At 69.0% G+C, this 22,353-nt stretch carries 21 protein-coding genes, 1 pseudogene and 1 riboswitch; of the genes and pseudogenes, 9 read left to right on the top strand and 13 right to left on the bottom strand.

What is annotated here, in order from left to right; translation table 11 throughout:
• Positions 1-40: 40 nt before the first annotated feature.
• Positions 41-418 carry a YciI family protein gene (locus EV651_RS05395; RefSeq protein ID WP_133782640.1) on the bottom strand — a complete coding sequence of 126 codons (378 nt, stop codon included), beginning with the start codon at positions 416-418 and terminating at the stop codon, positions 41-43.
• Positions 419-595: 177 nt separating this feature from the next.
• On the opposite strand from EV651_RS05395, the gene EV651_RS05390 reads away from it, so the two are divergent.
• Positions 596-1,351: an SDR family oxidoreductase gene (locus EV651_RS05390; protein ID WP_133782638.1), complete on the top strand. Its 756-nt coding sequence runs from the start codon at positions 596-598 to the stop codon at positions 1,349-1,351.
• On the opposite strand, the gene EV651_RS05385 is transcribed toward EV651_RS05390, so the two are convergent.
• Complete coding sequence (locus EV651_RS05385) at positions 1,315-2,196, bottom strand: DUF3800 domain-containing protein (protein ID WP_133782636.1); 882 nt, start codon at positions 2,194-2,196, stop codon at positions 1,315-1,317. The genes EV651_RS05390 and EV651_RS05385 overlap by 37 nt on opposite strands.
• A 260-nt stretch (positions 2,197-2,456) precedes the next feature.
• Here EV651_RS05385 and EV651_RS05380 point away from each other — a divergent pair, with 260 nt between their 5' ends.
• Positions 2,457-2,999, top strand: a complete 543-nt coding sequence (locus tag EV651_RS05380) for a dihydrofolate reductase family protein (protein ID WP_133782634.1) — start codon at positions 2,457-2,459, stop codon at positions 2,997-2,999.
• A gap of 213 nt (positions 3,000-3,212) precedes the next feature.
• Here EV651_RS05380 and EV651_RS05375 read toward each other — a convergent pair whose 3' ends face one another.
• From EV651_RS05375 to EV651_RS05365, 3 genes are all read right to left on the bottom strand, one after another.
• Positions 3,213-3,506 carry a YciI family protein gene (locus tag EV651_RS05375; RefSeq protein ID WP_133782632.1) on the bottom strand — a complete coding sequence of 98 codons (294 nt, stop codon included), beginning with the start codon at positions 3,504-3,506 and terminating at the stop codon, positions 3,213-3,215.
• An 83-nt stretch (positions 3,507-3,589) separates the two neighbouring features.
• Positions 3,590-4,351 carry a class I SAM-dependent methyltransferase gene (locus EV651_RS42205; RefSeq protein WP_133782630.1) on the bottom strand — a complete coding sequence of 254 codons (762 nt, stop codon included), beginning with the start codon at positions 4,349-4,351 and terminating at the stop codon, positions 3,590-3,592.
• Complete coding sequence (locus EV651_RS05365; RefSeq protein ID WP_133782629.1) at positions 4,348-5,280, bottom strand: SDR family oxidoreductase; 933 nt, start codon at positions 5,278-5,280, stop codon at positions 4,348-4,350. The genes EV651_RS42205 and EV651_RS05365 overlap by 4 nt, the downstream gene beginning before the upstream one ends.
• Positions 5,281-5,378: 98 nt before the next feature.
• Here EV651_RS05365 and EV651_RS05360 point away from each other — a divergent pair, with 98 nt between their 5' ends.
• Positions 5,379-6,050 carry a TetR/AcrR family transcriptional regulator gene (locus tag EV651_RS05360; protein WP_133782627.1) on the top strand — a complete coding sequence of 224 codons (672 nt, stop codon included), beginning with the start codon at positions 5,379-5,381 and terminating at the stop codon, positions 6,048-6,050.
• Here EV651_RS05360 and EV651_RS05355 read toward each other — a convergent pair.
• Both EV651_RS05355 and EV651_RS05350 read right to left on the bottom strand, forming a co-directional pair.
• Positions 6,038-6,889 (bottom strand): HAD family acid phosphatase, encoded by an 852-nt coding sequence (locus EV651_RS05355; RefSeq protein ID WP_133782625.1) that lies wholly within the window; start codon positions 6,887-6,889, stop codon positions 6,038-6,040. The genes EV651_RS05360 and EV651_RS05355 overlap by 13 nt on opposite strands.
• Before the next feature lie 104 nt (positions 6,890-6,993).
• Positions 6,994-7,464: a GNAT family N-acetyltransferase gene (locus EV651_RS05350; protein WP_133782623.1), complete on the bottom strand. Its 471-nt coding sequence runs from the start codon at positions 7,462-7,464 to the stop codon at positions 6,994-6,996.
• Between the two features lie 74 nt (positions 7,465-7,538).
• Here EV651_RS05350 and EV651_RS05345 point away from each other — a divergent pair, with 74 nt between their 5' ends.
• On the top strand, positions 7,539-8,468 hold the full coding sequence (locus EV651_RS05345; protein WP_133782621.1) for a hypothetical protein: 930 nt from the start codon (positions 7,539-7,541) through the stop codon (positions 8,466-8,468).
• On the opposite strand, the gene metH is transcribed toward EV651_RS05345, so the two are convergent.
• The 3 genes from metH to EV651_RS05330 form a co-directional block, all read right to left on the bottom strand.
• Positions 8,353-11,955 (bottom strand): methionine synthase, encoded by a 3,603-nt coding sequence (gene metH, locus EV651_RS05340; protein ID WP_133782619.1) that lies wholly within the window; start codon positions 11,953-11,955, stop codon positions 8,353-8,355. The genes EV651_RS05345 and metH overlap by 116 nt on opposite strands.
• A 22-nt stretch (positions 11,956-11,977) precedes the next feature.
• Positions 11,978-12,054: riboswitch (S-adenosyl-L-homocysteine riboswitch) on the bottom strand.
• Between the two features lie 69 nt (positions 12,055-12,123).
• Entirely contained in the window at positions 12,124-12,657 is a 534-nt protein-coding gene (locus EV651_RS05335) for a TetR family transcriptional regulator (protein ID WP_133782617.1), read from the bottom strand.
• Positions 12,654-14,063, bottom strand: coding sequence for an MFS transporter (locus EV651_RS05330; RefSeq protein ID WP_133782615.1), 1,410 nt, complete (start codon positions 14,061-14,063; stop codon positions 12,654-12,656). The genes EV651_RS05335 and EV651_RS05330 overlap by 4 nt, the downstream gene beginning before the upstream one ends.
• 135 nt (positions 14,064-14,198) lie before the next feature.
• Here EV651_RS05330 and EV651_RS42905 point away from each other — a divergent pair.
• The 3 genes and pseudogenes from EV651_RS42905 to EV651_RS05315 form a co-directional block, all read left to right on the top strand.
• A pseudogene (locus tag EV651_RS42905) lies at positions 14,199-14,300 on the top strand (NAD(P)H-binding protein); the annotation flags it as partial.
• Positions 14,301-14,624: 324 nt separating this feature from the next.
• Entirely contained in the window at positions 14,625-15,524 is a 900-nt protein-coding gene (locus tag EV651_RS05320) for an NAD(P)-dependent oxidoreductase (RefSeq protein WP_238156715.1), read from the top strand.
• A gap of 148 nt (positions 15,525-15,672) precedes the next feature.
• Positions 15,673-15,879 carry a hypothetical protein gene (locus EV651_RS05315; RefSeq protein ID WP_133782613.1) on the top strand — a complete coding sequence of 69 codons (207 nt, stop codon included), beginning with the start codon at positions 15,673-15,675 and terminating at the stop codon, positions 15,877-15,879.
• A gap of 375 nt (positions 15,880-16,254) precedes the next feature.
• On the opposite strand, the gene EV651_RS05310 is transcribed toward EV651_RS05315, so the two are convergent.
• Together EV651_RS05310 and EV651_RS05305 are read right to left on the bottom strand one after the other, a co-directional pair.
• The gene (locus EV651_RS05310) at positions 16,255-18,096 is read right to left on the bottom strand and encodes a trypsin-like peptidase domain-containing protein (RefSeq protein ID WP_133782611.1); all 1,842 of its coding nucleotides are present in this window, start codon (positions 18,094-18,096) and stop codon (positions 16,255-16,257) included.
• 83 nt (positions 18,097-18,179) lie between these two features.
• Entirely contained in the window at positions 18,180-18,737 is a 558-nt protein-coding gene (locus EV651_RS05305) for a TetR family transcriptional regulator (RefSeq protein ID WP_133782610.1), read from the bottom strand.
• A 96-nt stretch (positions 18,738-18,833) separates the two neighbouring features.
• Here EV651_RS05305 and EV651_RS05300 point away from each other — a divergent pair, with 96 nt between their 5' ends.
• Positions 18,834-19,664: an oxidoreductase gene (locus EV651_RS05300; protein WP_133782609.1), complete on the top strand. Its 831-nt coding sequence runs from the start codon at positions 18,834-18,836 to the stop codon at positions 19,662-19,664.
• A 529-nt stretch (positions 19,665-20,193) separates the two neighbouring features.
• On the opposite strand, the gene EV651_RS05295 is transcribed toward EV651_RS05300, so the two are convergent.
• Entirely contained in the window at positions 20,194-21,357 is a 1,164-nt protein-coding gene (locus EV651_RS05295; RefSeq protein ID WP_370352099.1) for an epoxide hydrolase family protein, read from the bottom strand.
• A gap of 42 nt (positions 21,358-21,399) precedes the next feature.
• Between EV651_RS05295 and EV651_RS05290 the strand changes: the two genes are divergently transcribed.
• Entirely contained in the window at positions 21,400-22,344 is a 945-nt protein-coding gene (locus EV651_RS05290) for a YafY family protein (protein ID WP_133782608.1), read from the top strand.
• Positions 22,345-22,353 lie beyond the last annotated feature (9 nt).

Below are 22,353 nucleotides of genomic sequence, written 5' to 3'. Positions count from 1 at the left end.
CAGTTGCGTCACACTCGTTCGTTACTGTCCGGAATCGCCCTCAGAACTCCATTTCCGGGCGGAGCTCGATGATGTCGCCGGGGCCGGCGAACTTGGCGGCGAGCTCCTCGGCCCGGGCTCGGGTGGCGCAGTCGAGGACGAAGAACCCGGCGAGTTGCTCCTTGGACTCGGCGTACGGCCCGTCGGTGCTGACCGGGCGCTTGCCTTCCCAGCGGTAGGTCCGGGCGGTTGATGGTGCGTCCAACGCCAGGCCGCTGACCAGTTCGCCGGACGCGGACAGCTCGGCGAGCATCTCGTCGAACTCCTTGCCCATCGCGGTCCGCTCGTCCGCCGGGATCGCGCGGCCGACCTCGGTGAAGTCGATTGTCGGGTGACCCCACGGCTGCATGTTGGAGTGGATCAGAACCACGTACTTCATGAGAGAACCTCCTGTGTCGTGCCGGTACGCCGTACTGCGCCCTGGCACCCCGGACGTCGGAGGCGCGGGCAGACCCTCGACATTTTGCCTGGATGTATTCCAGCTCACATCTGGTCACACTCGCTCACCGGGCGCCGTCAGCGCTGCAGAACACACAGACGAGAACGGAGCAAGCTCATGAGCACGATCCTGGTGACAGGCGGTACGGGAACGATCGGCCGTCAGGTGGTTCCGCTGCTCCAGGCGGCCGGCAGCAAGGTGCGCGTCCTGAGCCGGCACGCGGGTGATCGCGGCGACGGCGTCGAGTACCTGGCCGTCGATCTCCTGAACGGCGAGGGCCTGGCCCGGGCCGTGGACGGCGTCGACGTGATCCTGCACCTGGCCGGCGGCCCGAAGGGTGACGACCTCGGCACCCGCAACCTGGTCAAGGCGGCCGAGCGGGCGAAGGTCGGTCATCTGGTGCACATCTCGGTGACAGCGGTCGACCAGCTGCCGCTGACGTACTTCAAGTCGAAGCTCGGCGCCGAGCAGGCCGTCCGCGAATCCTCGGTGCCGTCGACCGTACTGCGCGTCGCCCAGCTGCACGACTTCGCCTGGAACACCGCGCGGACGATGGCGAAACTGCCTGTCATGCCGATGCCCGGCGGCATCCGCTTCCAGCCGGTCGACGGCCGGGACGTGGCCGCACGGCTCGCCGAGCTCGCGCTCGGTGAACCGCAGGGCCTCGTCCCCGACCTGGTCGGACCTAAGGTTTACAGCCTGTCTGAGCTGGCTCGCGACTACCTACGGGCCACCGGCAAGCACCGGTTGTCGCTGCCGATCCGTGTTCCCGGCAAGGCGGGCAAGGTGTACCGCGCGGGCGGCAACCTCACCCTCACCGGCGCCGACATCGGCACTCACACCTGGGACGAGTTCGTCGCCGCACAGGTGTAGGGCTCCAGCAGCTCCACCAGGTCCGGCGTACGACGGCGCGCGATGCCGGCCAGGAAGTCGGCCACCTGCACTCGCGGATCGTGCTTGGAGTCGACCTGCACGAACGACCGCAACGGCGCCGGTTCCACGCGGGAAGCGAGGAACTCGCCCATCCGTGCCACCCGGCCCGGCGTCAAAGCGCTCTGCTCGTCGTGCACCACGACGACCGAACGACCGCCGGCGCTCCAGTACAGCAACGTCTCGGCGAGCGCCGGCACCAGCGGCTCCAGCGGCGGCGGGAGCTCCGGATCCTCGTCGATCAGCCGCTGCATCACCTCTTCGACCCGAGCCCGGGTCACCGCACGCAGCGCGGGTACGTCGGCCGGCATCGTCGCGAAGAACCGGTCCACCGCCGCGTGATCCATCAGTCGCACGCGCTTAGTCCGGGTCAGGTCCACGAACGCCGCCAGGAAGCCGGTCCGGTGCCGTAGCGCCGCGGCCATCTCCGCGTGGTCCGTGCCGAGGCTGGTGCCGGCGCCGTACGACGGTTCCTCGGTGAACAGCTCGAACACCCGCGCGGCGACGTACGCGGTCTTGTCGATGGTGAGGACGTGCGCATGCCCACGCAGCGTGGTGAGCAACCACTCGAGCGCGGGCCGCTGCTCGGGTCGCAGCAACTGGTTGGACTTGTACTCCGTCCGGCGGCGCAGACGGTCTCGCAGTACGTCGATCACGTCGGCGGCCGCTGGTACGGCGAGATCGACGCTGGCATGGGTGATGACGGGTGAGGCGGGGTCGAGCAGGTTGGTTCCGGAGAACCCCGACTCGTCACACGCGACCTCGACCCACGATGACTGAGAAGTCATGGGAAGGCTGGCTCCAAGGCTGAAGGACTGCACGCTGCGGGGCCCGTCCTCGGGACGGGCTTGATCGGACGCGCCAGGAGTCATCGGGGCGCGGTGACGATCAGTAAGCAGCAGCCTTGGCAGACATGCGACCCATGATGGTCCGGACGGCCGCCGGACACCAGTGAATTCCTCGGAGGGCGCGCCGGGTCTGTCGCGCCGATGAGTTTTCTTCGGCTCAGTCGTCTCAACAAGCACCTACGAACAAGCAGGAGGCCCTCATGGCGAAGGTGCTGTACTCGGTGACGCTGTCGGTGGACGGCTTCATCACCGGCCCGGACGGCGATATGCAGTGGATGCGCCCGTATCTCGGCCCCAACCCGGAGGTCGACGACCTACTCCCCCGGATCGGGTCGCTGCTGATCGGGCGCCGGTCGCACGACGGCGACGACCCGCACAAGGGCGAGCCCGGGGAGGGTGAGGCGTTCGGCGGTGGCTGGAGCGGACCGGCGTACGTCGTCACGCACCGGCCGCCATCCGACCCGGAGGCAGGGGTCACGTACGTCGACGACTTCGCGAAAGCTCTCGCCCAGGCCAAGGAGGCGGCCGGCGACAAGTACGTGAACGTGATCGGCGCGAACATCGCCAAACAGTGCATCGAGGCCGGCGAACTGGACGAGGTGCTGCTCTTCTACGCCCCGGTCATGCTCGGCGACGGCACCCGCCTGTTCACCCGCCCCGGCGGCGACACCGTCCGTCTCGAACGGTTGAGCGTCACGGAAACGCCACTAGCGACCAGCCTGTGGTTCAGGGTCGTGCCCTAGCCCCGAACTGGTTCGGGGAGTCCTGTCCCCCCGAATCGGGACGTAGGACTCCCCGGTCCGTGCGTCGACGCTCCCCAAACTGGTTTGGGGAGGATGAGGTCCGGTCGGACTCCGTCCTGCTCGCTCACCTCGGACAGTGATTTCACCCGAGTTCGCCGGTGTACCGCCGTGCCTCGTCCTCGGTGAGGCTGTCGCGTACCACCATCACCCGCGCTACAAATCAACCGCGGCGGGGTGCATGACCGCGCGGATCTCGACTGAGCGGCCGGCGGCTTGCGCGTCTGGTAGCAGGCGCGCAAGCTCGACGGCGCGGTCGCGGTTCTCCACGTCGATCACGTAGTACCCGTCGATCCTCGTCGGCTCGCGGTCGGGCAGCCGGACGGACAGTTGGGGGTCCGCGAGCAGCTCGCCGCCGACCAGTTCGCCGGCGTCGTGGGCGACTCGTTCGAACTCGTCGCGCTGCAGGCGTGGCTCACCATCACCCTGCAGGATCAGTAGAAACTTCATCGGCGCTCTCCTCTCACAGGTACGACGGAGTCGAACGCGCAGTCTTGACATGATCCCCAGATGTTCGCGCCGAGACGACGACCTCAGCCGGCCGCCGCCCACGCCCGCGCCGTGAGGCTGATCGACCCGTCAACAGAGATCGGCAGCCGCGCCCGTACGGCGTCCCGCAGCGCCTCCTGGTCCGCCGGATCGAGGCTGCGCAGGTACGCCGGCGCCACGCCCTGCCCGCCCAGGAACGGCCCCCAGTAGTCGTCGAACGTCGCGAACTCCGTCGGTACGACGATCTCGCGCGTCCGCACCGCACCGAACCCGGCCTCGCGGAACAGCCCCTCGAGGCCTTCCGGCGTACAGAAGGGGAACCGGCGGCCTTCGTCGTGGTCCCGGTCCTGCGGGCGTACGTCGGCCATTGCGTCGAAGAAGTACCGCATCAGCTGCATGCCGCCGGCGTAGTCCCAGACGTAGACCGCGACCGTCGTACCGATCTCGCGCATCCGGCGGAGCGCCCCGACCCGCTCGGGGATGAAGTTGAGCACCAGCCCGGCGACGACCACGTCGTACGGGCCGTCCGGGAGCTCGGCCGCGGACCGGACCTCGAACGCCGCCCGCGGATCGTTGACGACCTCCCGTGCATAGCCGATGAAGCCCTCCGACGGGTCGACACCGAGCACGGACGCCGGATCCGCCGTCCGAAGGATCGTGCTGGTCAGCGCGCCGGTACCGCAGCCGACGTCGAGCCAGCGCAGTCCGGCCGGCTGCTCCAGCCAGCCGACGAACTCCGGCGCGACGAGACGGCTCCAGCGGCCTACGTACGACTCGTAGATTCCACCACTCGACCACTCACTCACTTGCGCAGGATAGACGGCAGCGAGACCCCCGTCAGTCCTTCGGAGACCGTCCACAGCCGGGCGCTGGTCTCGACATCGAGCGCCGCCTTGGGCTGCTTGGCCAACGCGGTGGGGCCGACGAGGCCGAAACGTCCGGACGGGCCGTAGTACGCACCGTGCTCGGCGGCGGGGTCCGCTGCGGCGAACAACAGCGGTTCGGTGCCGGTCTCGACGCCCTGTGAAGGGAACGGGACGAAGCGGAACAGCAACCGCGAAGCCAGCGGCATCCGGTCGCGACCGAGGCTCGGTCCGGTGGTCTGCAGGTTGGTGTTCGTGAATCCGGGATGGGCCGCGACGCTGCGCAGGCTCCAGCCGTGCTCGGTCGACAGCCGGGCGAGCTGGTTGCTCAGCATCAGGTCGGCGAGCTTCGACTGCGAGTACGCCGCCGTCGACCGGTAGCGTCGCTCCCACTGCAGGTCGTCGAAGTGGATCCGGCCGAAGTTCGCCGCACCGCTGGCCATCGTCGCGACCCGCGGCGACGGGGCGGCCAGGATCAGCGGCAGCAGGCGGACCGTGAGCGCGAACGGACCGAGGTAGTTCGAGCCGAACTGCAGCTCGAAGCCGTCCTTGGTGACCATCCGGTCGGGCGGGTTCATCACACCCGCGTTGTTCACGAGCAGGTCCAGATGCGGCTCGTCGGCGGTCAGCTGCTCGGCGAACTCCTGGACCGAGACCAGGTCGGCCAGGTCGATCCGCCGTACCTCGAGCTGGGCGCCCGGATGCGCGGCGAGGATCTCGGCCTTCGCCGCCTCGCCCTTGGCGGGCGTCCGGACCGCCATCACGACCCGCGCACCCGCGGCCGCGAGCCGCTTGGCGGCCTCCTTGCCGGTCCCACTGTTGGCGCCGGTGACGACGGCGAGCTTGCCGGTCTGGTCGGGGACTTCGTACATACTCCACGCTCCATAAAAGACTGCTGGTCTGTTATGGCTTCGACGTTATCAGACCAGCGGTCCGATAACAACAGACCGCTGGTCTGTAGACTGTGGGCATGACTTTCCAGCGCGCGCGCAGACCGGAGCAGCGGGCCGAGCGGCGGCGGGCGATCCTCGCGACCGCGGCCGCGATGCTGGCCGAGATGCCGGTCGCGGACCTCAGCCTGAACGAGCTGAGTCGTCGCGTCGGCCTGGCGAAGTCGAACGTGCTGAACTACTTCGACTCCCGCGAGGCCGTCCTGCTCGAACTGTCGAGCAGCGAGCTGTCGGCCTGGGTGCAGGACCTGGCGACCGTTCTGTCGGACCAGGCCCCCGCGTCGACCGACGAGCGGGCCGACCGGCTTGTCACGACCATCGTCGGCACGCTGGCGAAGCGGCCGGTGCTCTGCGATCTGATCAGTACGCAGGCGGCCGTGCTGGAGCGGAACATCACGACCGAAACGGCACTCACGTTCAAACGCGCGGCCATGGTCGCGTACGAACAGATGATCGGGGTGGTCGTCGGCGTACTGCCGGAGCTCGGCCCGGAGGGAGCGGGCCGCTTCATCGCGGCCGCGAGCCTGCTCGCGGGCGCGATCTGGACCCACTCCCATCCGGTGCCGGCGATCCTGGCCGCCTACGAGACCGACCCGGCGCTGAGCGCGATCCGGATGGAGTTCGAGCCGGCCCTGACCGACGCCCTGCGAGCCTTGCTGTACGGCGCTTTACCCAGAGATCAGGGCAGGTAGTAGTTCGGGTTCGGGAGCTTGAAGGTGCGGTCGGCGAAACCGCCCTTGAGGTCGGAGAACTGGTCGCCGAAGTTCGCGACGATGTCGTAGCCGAGGGACTCGATGTGCGCGCGGGTGGCCGACTTGTAGTGGATCGTCGTACAGGATCCGTTCGGGTCGCCTGCGCACGCCTGCTTGAGGTAGTCCGGGTAGTTGGCGACGGCCGGCTTCGTGAACAGGCCGTCCTCGCCGTTGCTCAGCGTCGTCGGCTTCGGGTACCCGGCGTCGACGCCGACACCGTCAGCGGTGAGGTTGCCCAACGTCGCCTGCTCCTGCGCGGCGCCGCGGCCGGTCAGGAAGAAGATCGCGTACCCCTCACGCTCGGCCGTCTTGACCAGGTCGACCATGCCGGGAACGGCCGGGAACCGCTGGTTCAGCACGTAATCCGCGTTCGTGGCCGGGTTGTACGCCCAGTTGCTGGCGATCTCGTAGTTCCAGGTGGCCAGCGACGTGTCGTCGACGTCGAGCAGGATCGCCTTGGTCCTGGCGGTGTGGTGCGTCGCCGAGATCCAGTGCGTTCCCGCGGCGGCGACCTTCGTCGCCTCCTTCGCGTAGTTGCTGTCCGCCGCGAAGTTGCCGGAGCCGAGCGGGTCGCCGTAGTAGTTGCGCAGCTGCTGACGCAGTACGTCGATGTTGGTGACCTGCCTCTCGCTGTGCGGTGTCGACGTCTGGATCGCCGGCTGCTGCGTCGCGGCGCCGGCCGAGTACGCGACTCCGCCGACGACCGATGTCATCGCGACCGCGGCGACGCTGGTCAGAACCATGCGGCGGGACGGCCGGCGCCAGGAACGGAATGCCATGGTGACCTCTTCAGGGAAACGGGAATGCTTGCGCAAGCAAACTAACCCCCGTCCGGGCCCGTCGGCGGCCTGACGGTCCGAGGTTCAGGGGAATCCTGCGTTCGCTAGACCTGCTTGAGGTACCGGTGGCACGGGATCGGCAACGTTCCGCGTTCGACTGGCGCCGGATAGTCGAACGGTCCGCCGTCGGTCCAGCCGCAGCGTTCGTAGAACCGGCGCGCCCGCGCGTTGCCGGTCACCACGGCCAGCCAGGCTTCCTGATGACCTGCTGCCTTCACCTGCCGCTCGGCTTCGGCGAGCAACGTCGTGGCGACGCCCGATCCCCTGTGTTCACGTGCGACGTATACCTGCTCGACCTCGTCGCCCACCACCATGACGAAGCCGGCGATCTCGTCATCGACGACGGCGACCGTGGTGTCCTCGACCCGTTGCGCGGCCCGGGTCCAGAACGACTCCTTGGTCCGGTGCGCGACCAGTTCGTCGGGCACATGTCCCAGGTGGCCGTCCTGCCAACCGACGTACCAGATCGCGGCCACCGCATCGGCATCTTCAGCAACAGCGGGTCGCACAGTCATGCCGCCAGGGTAAATGAACCCGCTACGCCCCTACGCTTGCGTCGTTCGGCTTCTCTCACGAAGGAGAACGCGCTGTGGCCATTGGCCTGGTCAAGACAGACGATCCGTGCGTCTCCTGGGGAGAGTCGATCGTCGAAGCCGTCAGCGAGACCACCGATCGCGTCGTCCGCTGGCGCGGCATCGACTTCGTCGTCCGGCCGAACGATCGCGAGCCGACGGACGCGGTCCATTCACTTCGGTCGAACGACAGCCCGCTGTTCCTGCCGGAGGAGCTGGCCGACACGGTCCGCCGGTACGGCGCTGGGGAGCCCAAGCGGGGCGATGCGGAACGGCTCGTCCGCGCCACCGGGCACACGATGTCGCAGTCGGCCGGGCTGAGCAGCCCACTGTTCGACAACATCGGCGGGCTCCACGAGCAGGAGGCCGACCTGGACGACGGGCTGGCCGACGTATGGACCCAGGAACGTCTGCCCGAGCTCTGGCCGAAGACCGAATCCGGAAAGTTCGTCCCCGTCGCCGAGGTGCAGGACTTCGCCTTCGCCGGCCGGAACCCGGCGGCGGCAGCGGCAGCACGGGAACTGATGACGGAGATCGTCCGGCAGCAGGGCCCGGGCGCTCCGGTCGGACCTGAGGACTACGCCGCCCTCTCCGAGGCGTTGATCGCGACAAAACCCGAGGAACGGTACGGCGAGATCCTCAAGCTGCTTCCGGGCACCGACGAGCTGTCGCCGTCCGACACGTTCTCTGCCGAGGCCGCGCTCCGCAGGGGCTTCGCCGAGGCCGTCGCGAAGCGCGACCCGTCGCTCGCGGCCACGGCCGTCCGGAGGGCGTCGGAGCGGATCGACCCACAGCTGCGACGGCTGGTGGAGGATCCGGCCCTGGCCCCGGTCACTCCGGGTCGTAGGCCAGGTTCGGCCGGAGCCAGCGTTCGACCTCAGCGACCGGGAGATTCCGCCGTACGGCGTAGTCCTCGATCTGATCGCGCCCGAGGCGGCCGACACTGAAGTAACGCGACGCCGGGTGCGCGAAGATCAGACCGCTCACCGCCGCGGCTGGCGTCATCGCGAACGACTCGGTCAGCCCGAGGCCGATCTTTTCCGCCGCGAGCAGCTCGAACAGGTCCCGCTTCTCGCTGTGGTCCGGGCTCGCCGGGTACCCGAGGGCCGGCCGGATGCCGCGGAACCGCTCCGCGTGCAGGTCCTCCAGCACCGGCTGTGCGTCGGGCTCGAACCACGCCCGCCGCGCCTCCAGGTGGATCCACTCCGCGAACGCCTCCGCGAGCCGGTCGGCCAGTGCCTTGACCATGATCGCCCGGTAGTCGTCGTTGCGTTCCTCGTACGACTTCGCCAGCGCCTCCGCGCCGTGGATCGCGACCCCGAACCCGCCGAGATGATCACCGGACGGCGCGATGTAGTCGGCGAGGCAGCGGTTGTCCCGCCCGGCCGGTTTCGCGGTCTGCTGCCGCAGCATCGGGAACGACCGGTCCAGTCCGTCCAGGACGATGTCGTCACCCTCGCTGTGCGCCGGCCAGAACCCGTACACGCCCTCCGCGGTGAAGGATCCGTTCGCGATGATCTCGTCCAGCAACGTGTTCGCGTCGTCGAACAGCTCCCGCGCGACCGGCTGGTCCAGGATCGCCGGGTACTTCCCCTTCATCTCCCAAGCCAGGAAGAGGAACTGCCAGTCGATCATCTCGCGCAGCGTCTCGATCGACGGCGACACGTACCGCAGGCCGGTGAACTCCGGCACCGGAAGCTCGCCGTACTCGACGGTTTCCTTGTTCGCCCGCGCCTCGGCCAGTGTCAGCATCGGTGCGCGCTGCTTGTTCGCGTGCTGCTCGCGCAACCGCTCCTGCTCGACACTGTTGCTCTTGGCAAGCTCTGCGGCGCGGTCGGAGTCGAGCAGGTCGGACACCACGCCGACGACCCGCGAGGCGTCCAACACGTGCACAGTGGTGTTCTCGTACGCCGGTGCGATCCGGACGGCGGTGTGCTGCTTGGAGGTCGTCGCGCCACCGATCAGCAACGGCAGCTTCAGCCCGCGCCGCTGCATCTCCGCGGCCACCGACACCATCTCGTCCAGCGACGGCGTGATCAGGCCGGACAGGCCGACCGCGTCCGCGCCCTCGGCCACTGCGGTGTCGAGGATCCTTGCCGCCGGCACCATTACGCCGAGGTCGATCACCTCGTAGTTGTTGCAGCCGAGCACCACGCCGACGATGTTCTTGCCGATGTCGTGGACGTCGCCCTTCACGGTCGCGAGCACCACCTTGCCCTGCCCGCGGACGGACTCGGCGCGGCCCTCGAGCCGGGCCTGCTCCTTCTCCGCCTCCATGAACGGCTCCAGGTAGGCGACCGAGCGCTTCATGACGCGGGCGCTCTTCACCACCTGCGGCAGGAACATCTTGCCGGCGCCGAACAGGTCGCCGACGACCTTCATGCCGTCCATCAACGGGCCTTCGATCACCTCTAGCGGCCGCGGCAGCTTCTGCCGGGCCTCCTCGGTGTCTTCCTCGATGAAGTCGACGATGCCGTGCACGAGCGCGTGCGACAGCCGCTCCTCCACCGTGCCCTCACGCCAGGTCAGGTCGACCTCGCGCTGCTTGCCCTTGCCCTTCACGTTCTCGGCGAACGCGACCAGGCGGTCCGTGGCGTCGTCGCGGCGGTCGAAGATGACGTCCTCGACCAGCTCCAGCAGGTCCTTCGGGATGTCCTCGTAGACCGCGAGCTGGCCCGCGTTCACGATTCCCATGTCCAGACCGGCCTTGCCGGCGTGGTACAGGAACGCGGAGTGCATCGCCTCGCGGACGATGTCGTTGCCGCGGAACGAGAAGGACAGGTTCGAGATACCGCCGCTGATGTGGACGCCGGGACAGCGTTGTTTGATGAGCGGCAGCGCGTCGATGAAGTTCTTCGCGTAGCCGTTGTGCTCGGACATGCCGGTCGCGACCGCGAGCACGTTCGGGTCGAAGATGATGTCCTCGGCCGGGAAACCGATACCGGTCAACAGGTCGTAGGCCCGGCCGCAGATCGCCACCTTGCGCTCGACCGTGTCGGCCTGGCCCTGCTCGTCGAATGCCATCACGACCGCGCCGGCGCCGTACGACATGATGCGGCGGGCGCGGTCGAGGAACTCCTCCTCGCCCTCCTTCAGGCTGATCGAGTTGACGACGCCCTTGCCCTGCACGCATTTCAGGCCGGCCTCGAGCACCGACCACTTCGAGCTGTCGATCATGATCGGGATCCGGGCCACCTCGGGCTCGGTCGCGATCAGGTTCAGGAACGTGGTCATCGCCTGCTCGCTGTCGAGCAGGTCGGCGTCCATGTTCACGTCCAGCAGGTTCGCGCCGCCGCGCACCTGCTCCAGCGCCACGTCGACCGCGGCCTGGTGGTTGTCGCCCTCGATCAGCCGGCGGAACTTCGCCGACCCGGTGACATTGGTCCGCTCGCCGATCATCACGAACCCGGTGTCGGCGCTGATCTTGAACGGCTCGAGGCCGGAGAACCGGGTGGTGTGATCGGACGGTACGACGGTGCGCGGCGGCAGCTGCTCCACAGCGGCCGCGATCTGCTTGATGTGGGCAGGCGTCGTACCGCAACAGCCGCCGACGATGTTGACGAGACCGGACTCGGCGAACTCCCGCAGCAGCGCCGACGTCTCCTCGGGCGTCTCGTCGTACCCGCCGAACGCGTTCGGGAGGCCGGCGTTCGGGTGCGAGGCGACGTACGTGCCGGCGAACCGGGCCAGGTCGGCCACGTGCGGGCGCAGCTGGGCGGCGCCGAGGGAGCAGTTGACGCCGACGACGAGCGGGGCGGCGTGCTCGACCGAGCTCCAGAACGCCTCGACGGTCTGCCCCGACAGCGTCCGGCCGCTCAGGTCGACGATCGTCACCGAGATCCACAGCGGCAGCTGCGGCGCGACCTCGCGGGCCGCGGCGACGGCGGCCTTGGCGTTCAGGGTGTCGAAGATCGTCTCGATCAGCAGCAGGTCGACGCCGCCCTCGGCGAGCGCCGCGATCTGCTCGGCGTACGCGTCCTTCACCTGCTGGAAGGACACAGCGCGGTACGACGGGTCCTCGACGCGCGGGCTCAGCGACAGGGTCACGTTCAGCGGGCCGATCGAACCGGCGACGAACCTGCCGCCGAACTCGTCGGCCGCCTGGCGGGCCAGCCGCGCGCCGGCGACGTTCAGCTCGCGGACGTGGGCCTGCAGGCCGTAGTCGGCCTGGCCGATGCTCGTCGCGGTGAAGGTGTTCGTGGTGGTGATGTCCGCGCCGGCCGCCAGGTACTGCCGGTGGACGTCGAGGATCAGGTCCGGCCGGGTCAGGTTCAGCACGTCCGGGTCGCCGGTCACGTCATGCGTGTGGTTCCCGAAGCGATCGCCCTGGAAGTCGGCCGTCTGCAGCTTGGCGCCCTGGAGCATCGTGCCCCAGGCACCGTCGAGAACTGCGATGCGCTGATCCAGCAGGTCCCGCAGCGCGGCTTCACTCATCTGCCAACCCCTCCAGAAGAATTCTCCGGAGGCGCCCTTGCATCAGTGCTCCAGGTCGAGCGTGGCGGACCCGGGTCCGTTGCAGCGCCTCTCGGCCTGGATGCCCCATGTTAGTGGCGTCACACTCAGCGCCAAGCGCTTTGTCCACATTCTAGGACGGGCGTTCAATCAGTGGATAAGTTGCTGGATCGCCGGGGCGTAGAGCTCCGCGACGGTCGCCACGTCCGCGGTGGCGATCGGGCCCGTCTTGTCGATCGCGATCGCGGCACCGAGTCCTAGTAGGTGCGCGGTGATCAGGGCCGCCCGGAGCTCGGCATCCGGTCCGGTCAGCCGCGCGGCGAAGGCGCGGGTGACCTGGTCGCGGAAGTGCTCGCGGATCTGCGCCCGCTCGTCGGCCTTGCCGGCCGCGAACACGACCCGGACGAGCAGGTCCTGATCGTTGTCCCGGCGGTACTCGACGAGTGTGCGGACCGCGTGCTCGCCGAGCCGCTCGTTCGGTGCGGCGAGCAGCAGCTGGGCGGCCTCGGTGAAGTCGGCGACCCGCTCGAAGAGCGCCTCTTTGCCGCCGAAGTGCTTGACGATCAGGGCGGCACTCACACCGGCGTCCGCAGCGACCCCGCGCAACGTGACCGCGTCGTACGGCTCCCGTGCGAACGCCTTGCGCGCCGCACGGAGGATCGTGGTCCGCCCCGGGTCCGTCACATCCTCACCTGGACCGCCACCGGCTCGGGCCGCCGCGCTGGGATGAACATGACCAGACCCGCGGCAACCAGCGCCGAGATGCCGGCAATGACGAACACGATCAGGTACGCCGACAGCGCGGGCGCGACCCGGCCGCCCGAGGAGATCGTGACGCCGGCAAGCACGCTGGCCACGATCGTGCTGCAGATCGCCTGCCCGATCGTGCGCATCAACGTGTTGAGGCCGTTCGCCGCGGCTGTTTCGGTCACCGGCACAGCATGCATGATCAAGGCCGGAAGCGCCGAGTACGCAACGGCGGTTCCGGCGCTGACGACCGTTGCGCCGATCACGATCCCGGCGACGTTGCTGCTGGTGAAGAGGCGGACGACGTACCCGGCGGCCATCAGCACCGACGCGATCGCGAGCGTGAACCGCGGGCCGCGCGCGCTCGAGATCCGGGCCGACACCGGTGAGAGCAGCACCATCGCGACACCGCCGGGGAGCAGGCACAGACCGCTGACCACGATGGATTCGCCGAGACCGTAGCCGGTCCAGGTCGGCTCCTGGACGAGTTGGGCGGTCGAGAGCGAGTTGGCGTAGAAGGCGAATCCGATCAAGAGGGCGCCGAGGTTCGTGAAGAGAACGGCCGGCCGCGCGGAAACGCGAAGGTCGACGAGCGGGCTCTTCGTGCGCAACTCGTACCAGCCCCAGAGCGGGACCATCAGGATCGCGGCGGCGGACAGGCCGACGATCGTCGTCGTACTCCAGGCACTGCTCTTGGAGACCGCGAGCAGCAGGCAGACCAGGAACGCACTGAGTCCGACGGCCCCGAAGATGTCGAACCGGCCGCGGGTGCGGATCGCGGACTCCGGCACGATCAGCAGCACCAGGACGATGTCGAGCACTCCGAGGCCGAGGTTGATCCAGAACATCGTGTGCCAGTTCGCGTACTCGACGACGAGCGTCGCTGCCGGGATGCCGAACGCCGCGCCGATGCCCAGCGTCGAGCTCATGATGGCGATCGACGGGATCACCCGGCGCGGCGGCAGTTCGTCGCGCAGGATGCTGATGCCGAGCGGGACGACCGCGACCGCGGCGCCCTGGAACGCACGGCCGACGATCAGCACGCTCAAATTCGAACTGCTCGCGCAGAGCAGGGAGCCCACGACCATCGACGAGAGGGCGATCAGGAGGACGCGGCGCTTGCCGTACATGTCGCCTGCTCGGCCGAGGAGCGGCGTGAACACCGCGCCGGTGAGCAGCGTGACCGTGATCAGCCAACTGACGTCGGACGGCGGGCTGTGCGTGATCGCGGGGAGTTCGGGGAGCAGTGGCACCACGATGGTCTGGCTGATCGAGACCAGCACGCCGCAGAACGCTAGCGCTGCTAGGACCAGACGTGGACGGGCAGCAGGACGGACGGTCAAGCGAAGTCCTCACAGAGGTGAACAGTTGTTTACCCAGCATCGTAAACGCTTGTTCACCCCAGTTGGAAGTGGACCGGGAAACCGCTCACCAATTGGCCCAGCCCGACCGGCACCCAGTTGCCTACGGTGGCTCCCATGAGGATCTTCATCGCCGGCGCCACCGGCGCAATAGGCCGCCGCCTCGTCCCCCTCCTAGCAGCCCAGGGCCACCACGTAACAGCCCTAACCCGCCGCCCCAACCCGGATACGTCGAGCGGGAAGTTGGGTAGCGCGGGCTCATCCGACGGCGGGATCGGTGGGTCGAGCGGGAGGTTGGGCGGTGGGGGCTCATCCGTCAGCCGGAGCGGTGGGTCGAGCGAGAGGTTGGATGATGGGGGCTCGCCCGTCGGCGGGAGCGATAGGTCGAGCGGGACGTTGGATGGCGGGGGCTCGCCCGTCGGCGGATCGGGTGGGACGACGGGTAGTGGGATGACGGCCGTCGGCGGGAGCGGTGGATCGGGCGGGAGGTTGGGTCGTGGGGGCTCATCCGGCGGCGGATCGGGTGGGACGACGAGCGGTGGGGTGACGACTGTTGTCGGGGATGTGTATGACGCTGAGCGGCTGCGGGAGGTGGTTGCGGAGGCTCGGCCGGATGTGGTGATGCATCAGCTGACTGATCTAGCGACGCGGGACTTCGCGGCGAACAGCCGCATCCGCCGCGAGGGCACGCGCAACCTGGTCGACGCAGCCCTGGCCGCCGGCGTACGGCGGATTGTCTCGCAGAGCATCGCGTGGGCGTACGAGCCCGGCTCGACACCCGCAACCGAATCCACCCCACTCGACCTGCACGCCCCGGACGCCACCCGCCGCGCCACGGTCGAGGCGGTCGCCACCCTGGAGGCGATCACCGCCGAAGCACCCGAGTGGGTCGTACTCCGCTACGGCATGCTCTACGGCCCCGACACCTGGTACACCAAGGGCGCCCTGATGGCCGACCTAGCCACCACCGCCAACCTCCCCACCGGCCCCGACATCACCAGCTTCCTCCACATCGACGACGCCGCCACAGCCGCAGCAGCCGCCCTCACCTGGCCCACCGGCCCCGTGAACATCGTCGACAACGACCCCGCCCCCGCCTCAACCTGGACCCCCACCTTCGCCCAGTCCGTCGGCGCCCCTCCCCCAAAACCCACCCCCTCATCCAACGCAACCGCCCCCCACCCCACCACCCCCGCGGACAGCGGAGCCGCGGACAGCGGAGCCGCGGACAGCGGAGCCGCGGACGGCGGAGCTGCGGCCGGTCAGACTGCGGGCGGTGGAACGGCGGACAATGCAGCCGCGGGCGGTCCAACTGCGGGCGCCGTACCGGGTGAGGCGGATGCCGCGCGAACCCCATGGGCTCGTGGAGCCTCCAACGCCTACGCACACTCGCTCGGCTGGTCCCCCACCCACCCCACCTGGCGAACCGGCTTCACCTCCTGACTCGCCGAGTCGTGGCGATCGGCTGGCGCCCCAGAACGCGAGTCGTGGATCGTGACTGGCTTTTGACTGCCGACTTCCACGACTCGACGGCGGCAAAGAGGCCGGGCCCAGCGCTCCGAGGGGCGGTGGAGCGGGAGCGGTGTGGGCGGTGGAGCCGCGGACGGTGCAACTGTGGGCGACGTACCGGGACAGGCGGGCGCCGCGGACGGTGGAACTGCGGACGGTGCAACCGTGGGCGACGTACCAGGTGAAGCAGGCGCCCCGGACGGTGGAACTACGGGCCGTCCAACCGTGGGCGACCTACCAGGTGAAGCAGGCGCCCCGGACGGTGGAACTACGGGCCGTCCAACCGTAGGCGACGTACCGGGAGAGGCTGGTGCTGCGGGCGGTGGAGCTGGGGGTGGTCCGACGGCGGCCGACGTACCGGGAGAGGCGGGTGTCGCCCGGACTGGATGGGCTCGTGGGGCATCCGACGCCTACGTACATTCGCTTGGCTGGTCCCCCGGTCACCTGACCTGGCGCACCGGCTTCGACTCCTGACTCGTCGGGTCGTGGCGATTGGCTGGCGTCACGGAGCGCGAGTCGTGGATTGTGGCTGGGTTTTGACTCGTTTCGCTGCCGATTTCCACGACTCGGTGCGGCAAAGGGATCGGGCCCGGCGCTCTGAGGGGGAGGGGAGCGTCGGGCCCGATCTGGGCGGTCCGCCGGCAGCGAGGGGGTGACGCTGGGGTCAGCGGACCGGGCCTGTGATGAGTTCGATGGTTGCCTTGTGGGTCTGACCGGACTGGTCGGTCCAGCCGACCTCGACCTTGTCGCCCGGGTGCTGCTTGTTGAGCAGTTCGGACAGGGTGGCGGGCGAGGTGACGGCGTGCCCGGCGAACGAGGTGATCACGGCACCGGCCTCGATGCCGGCCTCGTCGGCGTGACTGTCCGCGACCACGTCGCCGACGACCGCTCCGCTGGTACCCGCGCTCGTCACGACCGAGACTCCGAGCATCGCCGAGTCGCCGATGTGTACGTCGGCCGACGCCTTCCCGTCCTCGATCTGCTCGGCGATGTCGAGCGCCTGGTTGATCGGGATCGCATACCCCTCGGTCGTCGTCCCCGACCCGTTGCCCTGCCCCGACCCGTCACCAGAACCGTTCCCGGACCCACCGCCCGAGCCGTCCCCGTACCCGTTGCCAGAACCATCACCCGACCCGTTCCCGTTCCCGAACGGGAAACCGCCGGTGCCGTCGCCGTTTCCGTTACCGGATCCGTCGCCCGATCCGTTCCCGAACGGGAAGCCGCCAGTCCCGTCGCCGGTTCCGTTGCCCGACCCGTCCCCGTAGCCATTGCCCGTGCCGGAGCCGTTGCCGAACGGGGAGCCGCCGGTCGCGTTCGGGTCGCCGTAGCCGCTGGCGTTGGCCGTGCTGGTGTTGCCGTTGCCCCAGGCGGCGAGGGTCGCGGTAGCTGCCTGTGCGATGGACGCCGAGGTCTGGCCCGGACGGCCCTGGCCGCCGTTGTTGCCGCCGTTGCCGGCCACGTCGACGCCGACCACTTCGCCGTTCGCGTTCACGAGCGGGCCGCCGGAGTCGCCGGCCTGGATGTTCGCGTCGGTCTGGATCAGGTCCTCGAGGTTCTCCGGGTCCTGCCCGTTCTCGTCGGTCGCGGTGATCGACTGGTTCAGCCCCGTCACCCTCCCGGCCGCGTAACTCGGCGTACCGCCGACTCCGCCCGCGTTCCCGACCCCGACCACCTTGTCGCCGAGCTTCACCTGGTCGGAGTTCCCGGTCTTCGCGGTCTCGAGCCCGGACGCGTCCTTCAACTTCAGTACGGCGATGTCATGCGCCTCGTCGTACCCGACGACACTCGCGCTGTACGTCTTCCCGTTCCCGACGTCCGTCACGGTGATCGACGTCGCGCCCTCGATCACGTGGTGGTTGGTGAGGACTTCGCCGTCGGAGGTGAGCACGATCCCGGTGCCGGCCGCTCGCGCGTTCGCGTATCCGAGGACGGTGTTCACGTCGACCAGACCCGGCGACACCTTCGCTGCCACGGCCGCCGGGTCGAACGCCTGCTGCGACAGCTGCGAGCTGTTCGCGCCGGACCGCTGGTCGATGCCCCAGGCAACCGATCCGGCGACGAGCACGGCGGCCAGTCCGAGCGCACCGGCGCCCAGGAGTCGGCGCCCGCGCTTCTTGGGGGGCTGCGGCGGAGAACCGAACGGGTACGGCGAACCGAACTGCGGCCCGTACTGAGGCGGCCCGTACTGAGGCACTCCGTACTGAGGCATCTGCTGGTACTGCGGATATGTCTGCTGCTGCCCATACGGCCGGCCGGGCTGCTGCCCGCCGTGCGGCGCCTGCCCACCTTGCGGAGCCTGCCCACTTTGCGGAGCCTGCCCACTTTGCGCCTGCGCGCCGTACGGCGCCTGCCCGCCGTACTGCTGTCCGCCTTGCGGTGCCTGCCCGCCGTGCGGCGCCTGCCCACCTTGCGTCGGCCCGGCGTGCGGCGGCTGCCCGCCTCGGGCGTGCCCGCCTTGGGGCTGCTGTCCGCCGTTGTACGGTCCCGGTCCAGCGGTCTCGTTCATCTGGTGTCGCCCTCCTCGGCAAGTTCCCTCTGCCTTCGAGTAGAGCTCGCGAGACTGAGAACTCCATCGGGCCCGCCAATGAATCAGCTGAGAATCCGCTCGACCGCCATCACGACGGCCGTCCGCCGCTGCGACCGGTCCGGCAGCTCCATCCCGTACTCCGGATTCATCGACGACCAGCTCGTCGCAATCGCCTGGATCAGCGACAGCAGACTGACCGGGGTGAACCTGCGCGACACCACCCGGCGGCGGATCCCCCGCTGAATCTCTTCCAGCCGGCGCTGATTGACCGCGACGATCGCCTCCAACGGCCGGCCGTCCGGCCGCTCGAGCCGGTACCAGACCGACAGCCGGAGCCGGTCCGGATGCTCCTCGAAGTAGTCGAACACCCGACCCGCATACGACGGGAGATCTTCGACGTCGAACCCGACCTCGTCCAGGTACTTCTCCAACGACGCACTGAACACCGCGTCGAACAGGTTGTCCTTGTTCCCGAAGTACGCGTACAGCATCGCCTTGTTGCACTCGGCCACCTCGGCGATCCGGCTGACCCGCGCACCGCCGATCCCGCGTGCCGCGAACTCCTCGGTGGCGGCCTCCAGGATCCGGGCCCGGGTCCGGTCTGCGTTCCGTTGCTGCATACGGCGAGCTTACCAACCAACCGGTTGGTTGATTTCCAACCAACCGGTTGGTTAGATAGGAGCTGTATCCAACCAAACGGTTAGTTAGGAATGGCGATGAGCAAGATCTGGCTGGTCACCGGCAGCTCGCGCGGCCTGGGGCGCGCACTGACCGAGGCGGTGCTGGCGGCCGGCGACCGCGTCGTCGGCACGGCCCGCAAACCCGAGCAACTCGACGACCTGGTGACGAAGTACGGCGACCAACTACGGGCAGTCGCGCTGGATGTCACGGACGCGGACGCCGCGCGCGCTGCCGTACGGACCGCAGTGGAGGAGTTCGGCGGGCTGGACGTGGTGGCGAACAACGCCGGTTACGCGAACAGCGCGTCGATCGAGGAGATGGCTGACGACGACTTCCGAGCGCAGGTCGAGACCAACCTGTTCGGTGTGGTCAACGTGACTAAGGCTGCGCTGCCGGTGTTCCGCGAGCAGCGCAGCGGGCACTTCCTGCAGTTCTCGTCGATCGGTGGACGGGCCGGCGGGACGCCTGGCATGGGTGCGTATCAGACCGCGAAGTTCGCCGTCGAGGGCTTCTCCGAGGTGCTGAACAACGAGGTGCACCCGTTCGGTGTGAAGGTGACCATCGTCGAGCCGGGCGGTTTCCGGACCGACTGGGGCGGCTCGTCGATGCAGCTCGCCGAGGTGCACCCGGACTACGAGTCCACCGTCGGCGAAATGCACCGGCGCCGCCTGGAGATGGATGGCAAGCAGCCGGGCGACCCGGCCAGGGCCCCCCAGGCGATCCTCCAGATCGTCGGCCTCGACAACCCGCCGCTCCGGCTGCTGCTCGGCTCCGACGCCCTCAAACTCGCCGAAAGCGCGTCGGCCTCCCGTGCCGCCGAAGCCACCGCCTGGGCCCACCTCACCACCTCAACCGACTTCGACTGACGCGAAGACGACCGGCGATGGACACCCGCGGCCGGTGGGTGGGGCATCCGCAGTCAGCGATGGACACCCGCAGCCGGTGGCTGGGCGTCCGCAGCCCGCCGGTGGGTAGGCGTCCGCAGCCAGCCGGTGGGTAGGCGTCCGCAGCCAGCCGGTAGGCGGGCATCCGCAGCCCGCCCGTAGGCGGGGCACCCGCAGCCCGCCGGTGGCTGGGCGTCCGCAGCCAGCCGGTGGATGGGCGTCCGCAGTGGGTAGGCGTCCGCGGCCAGCCGGTGGATGGGCACCCGCAGCCGACCCGTGGGTGGACGTCCGCGGCCGACGGGTGGATGGGCATCCGTCGGCCGACCGGTGGGTGGGTGGGCGTCCGCAGGCGGCTGGTGGGTGGGCGTCTGGGAAGTTGGGTTTGCGTCCGAGATCCGGGGCGCAAACCCTGCATCTCGGACGTCAACCCAGCAAATGCACAGCAGGCACGACGACCAGCCCCTGTCCGGCGGCCGCATCGGCTTCCGGCAGGTGGCGGCCACGAGTGGGGTTATCCGCGTAGGTTGCGGAAGAACTCGCGGACGTCGGTTAGCAGCAGGTCGGGTTCTTCCAGGGCTGCGAAGTGGCCGCCGTGGTCGACCTCGGTCCAGCGGGTGATCGTGTTCGAGGTCTCGCAGTACCGTCGGATCGCGACGTCGTGCGCCAGCGCGAGGACGGCCGTCGGGACGCCTGAGTTAGGCCGTGGCGTCCAGTCGCGCGGCTGGGCGTACCCGATGTAGGCCGCCGATCCGCCGGTCCCGGTCAGCCAGTACATCATCACGTTCGTCAGCAGCCGGTCCTTGCTGATGATTGCCTCCGGCAAGGTCTCGGCCGGGTACGTCCAGGCCTTGAACTTGTCCATGATCCAGGCCAGTTGCGCGACCGGCGAGTCGACCAGGCCGTAGCCCAGTGTCTGCGGCCGGGTCGACTGGATCGAGATGTAGCCGAACTCGTCCTTCATGAACTGCCCGATCCGCCGCATCTTGTCCTGCTCGAGCGGCGTCAGCGTCTGCAGTTCCTCCTCGGACAGCTGCAACGGCGGCAAGTTCGTCCCGCCGTTCGTGTGCACGCCAACGACGCGCGAAGGGGCGGCCCGTCCGACCTCGGGTGACACCGATCCACCCAGATCCCCGCCCTGTACGCCGTACCGCTCGTAACCGAGCTCGTTCATCAGCGCTGCCCACACCCGTCCGATCCGCGGGAACGTCCAGTTGTCGTCCGCCGTCGGCCCGGAGAATCCGAACCCGGGCAGCGCCGGGATGACCACATGGAACGCGTCCGAAGCCTGCCCACCGAAAGCGACCGGATCGGTCAGCGGCCCGATCAGGTCGAGGAACTCGACGATCGACCCCGGCCAGCCGTGTGTGAGCATCAGCGGCAGCGCATCCGGCTCCGCGGACCTGACATGGATGAAGTGGATCCGCTGTCCCTCGATCTCGGCGGTGAACTGCGGGTACGAGTTCAGCTCCTTCTCGGCGGCGCGCCAGTCGTACGACGTGCGCCAGTAGTCGACCAGCGACGAAAGCCAGGAGACCGGTACGCCGGTGTTCCAGTCGTCGCCGGGAAGTGGTGCGGGGAGCCGCGTGCTCGCCAGCTTGGCGGCGAGTTCGTCGAGCGTGCTCTGCGGGATGTCGATGCTGAACGGCTTGATCATGTCCATAACTCTGTCACCCACCTAGGACACCTTCAGTCCTAAGAAGCTGCCAGAATTCAAGACATGATCGAGACCTCGGCACGACTGCTGAAGCTCCTCTCCCTGCTGCAGCAACCCAAGGAGTGGAGCGGCGCCGCCCTGGCCGGCGAGCTCGGCGTCGGGGTCCGGACGGTACGGCGGGACGTCGACAAGCTCCGCAACCTCGGCTACCCCGTCGACGCGATCCCGGGTGTCGCCGGCTACCGCCTCGGCGCCGGCGCCGCACTCCCCCCGCTGCTGCTCGACGACGAGGAAGCGATCGCGGTCGCCATCGGACTGCGTGCCGCGGCGAACGGGACCGTCGCGGGCACCGAGGAGTCGTCGATCCGCGCGCTGACGAAGCTCGAACAGGTCCTCCCGTCGCGACTGCGCCATCGGATCGAGCTCCTCCAGCAGATCGCCGTGACGCCCTCGGGCGGTCCGTCCGTGCAACCCGACGTACTGCTCGCGGTCGCGGCCGCGTGCCGGGACCACCAGCGGCTGCGCTTCGACTACCGCAACCACGACGGTACGGCGACCACGCGGACGACCGAGCCGCACCGACTCGTGCACACCGGGCGGCGGTGGTACCTGGTCGCGTGGGATCTCGACCGTGACGACTGGCGGACGTTCCGCGTCGACCGGGTGGAGCCACGCATCCCGACCGGCCCGCGGTTCAGCCCGCGCGAGGTGCCTGATCTCGCGACCACGAACCGCGGCGTCGCGTACGGCGGCTACCGCTACCAGGCCCGCCTGCTCGTCCGAGCCCCGGTCGAGCAGGTCGCGGACAAGTTCGGGCCGGCCGTCGCCACGGTGACGTCTGTCGACGCGACGACGACGTTGGTCGAGACCGGGGCCAACTCGCTCGACCAACTCGCGCTGCACGTCGGCCTGCTCGGCTACCCGCTCGAGGTCCAGTCACCGCCTGCGCTCATCGACCACATCCGCGAACTCACGACGCGCCTGGCAGCGGCGATTCCGGCGTCCTGACCGGTACCG

It is taken from the genome of Kribbella sp. VKM Ac-2571 (genome assembly GCF_004362255.1).
In the GTDB taxonomy this organism is placed as follows: Bacteria; Actinomycetota; Actinomycetes; order Propionibacteriales; family Kribbellaceae; genus Kribbella; species Kribbella pratensis.
The sequence above is the reverse complement of the archived record's forward strand: the minus strand, read 5'-3'. Positions and strand labels throughout refer to the sequence as shown.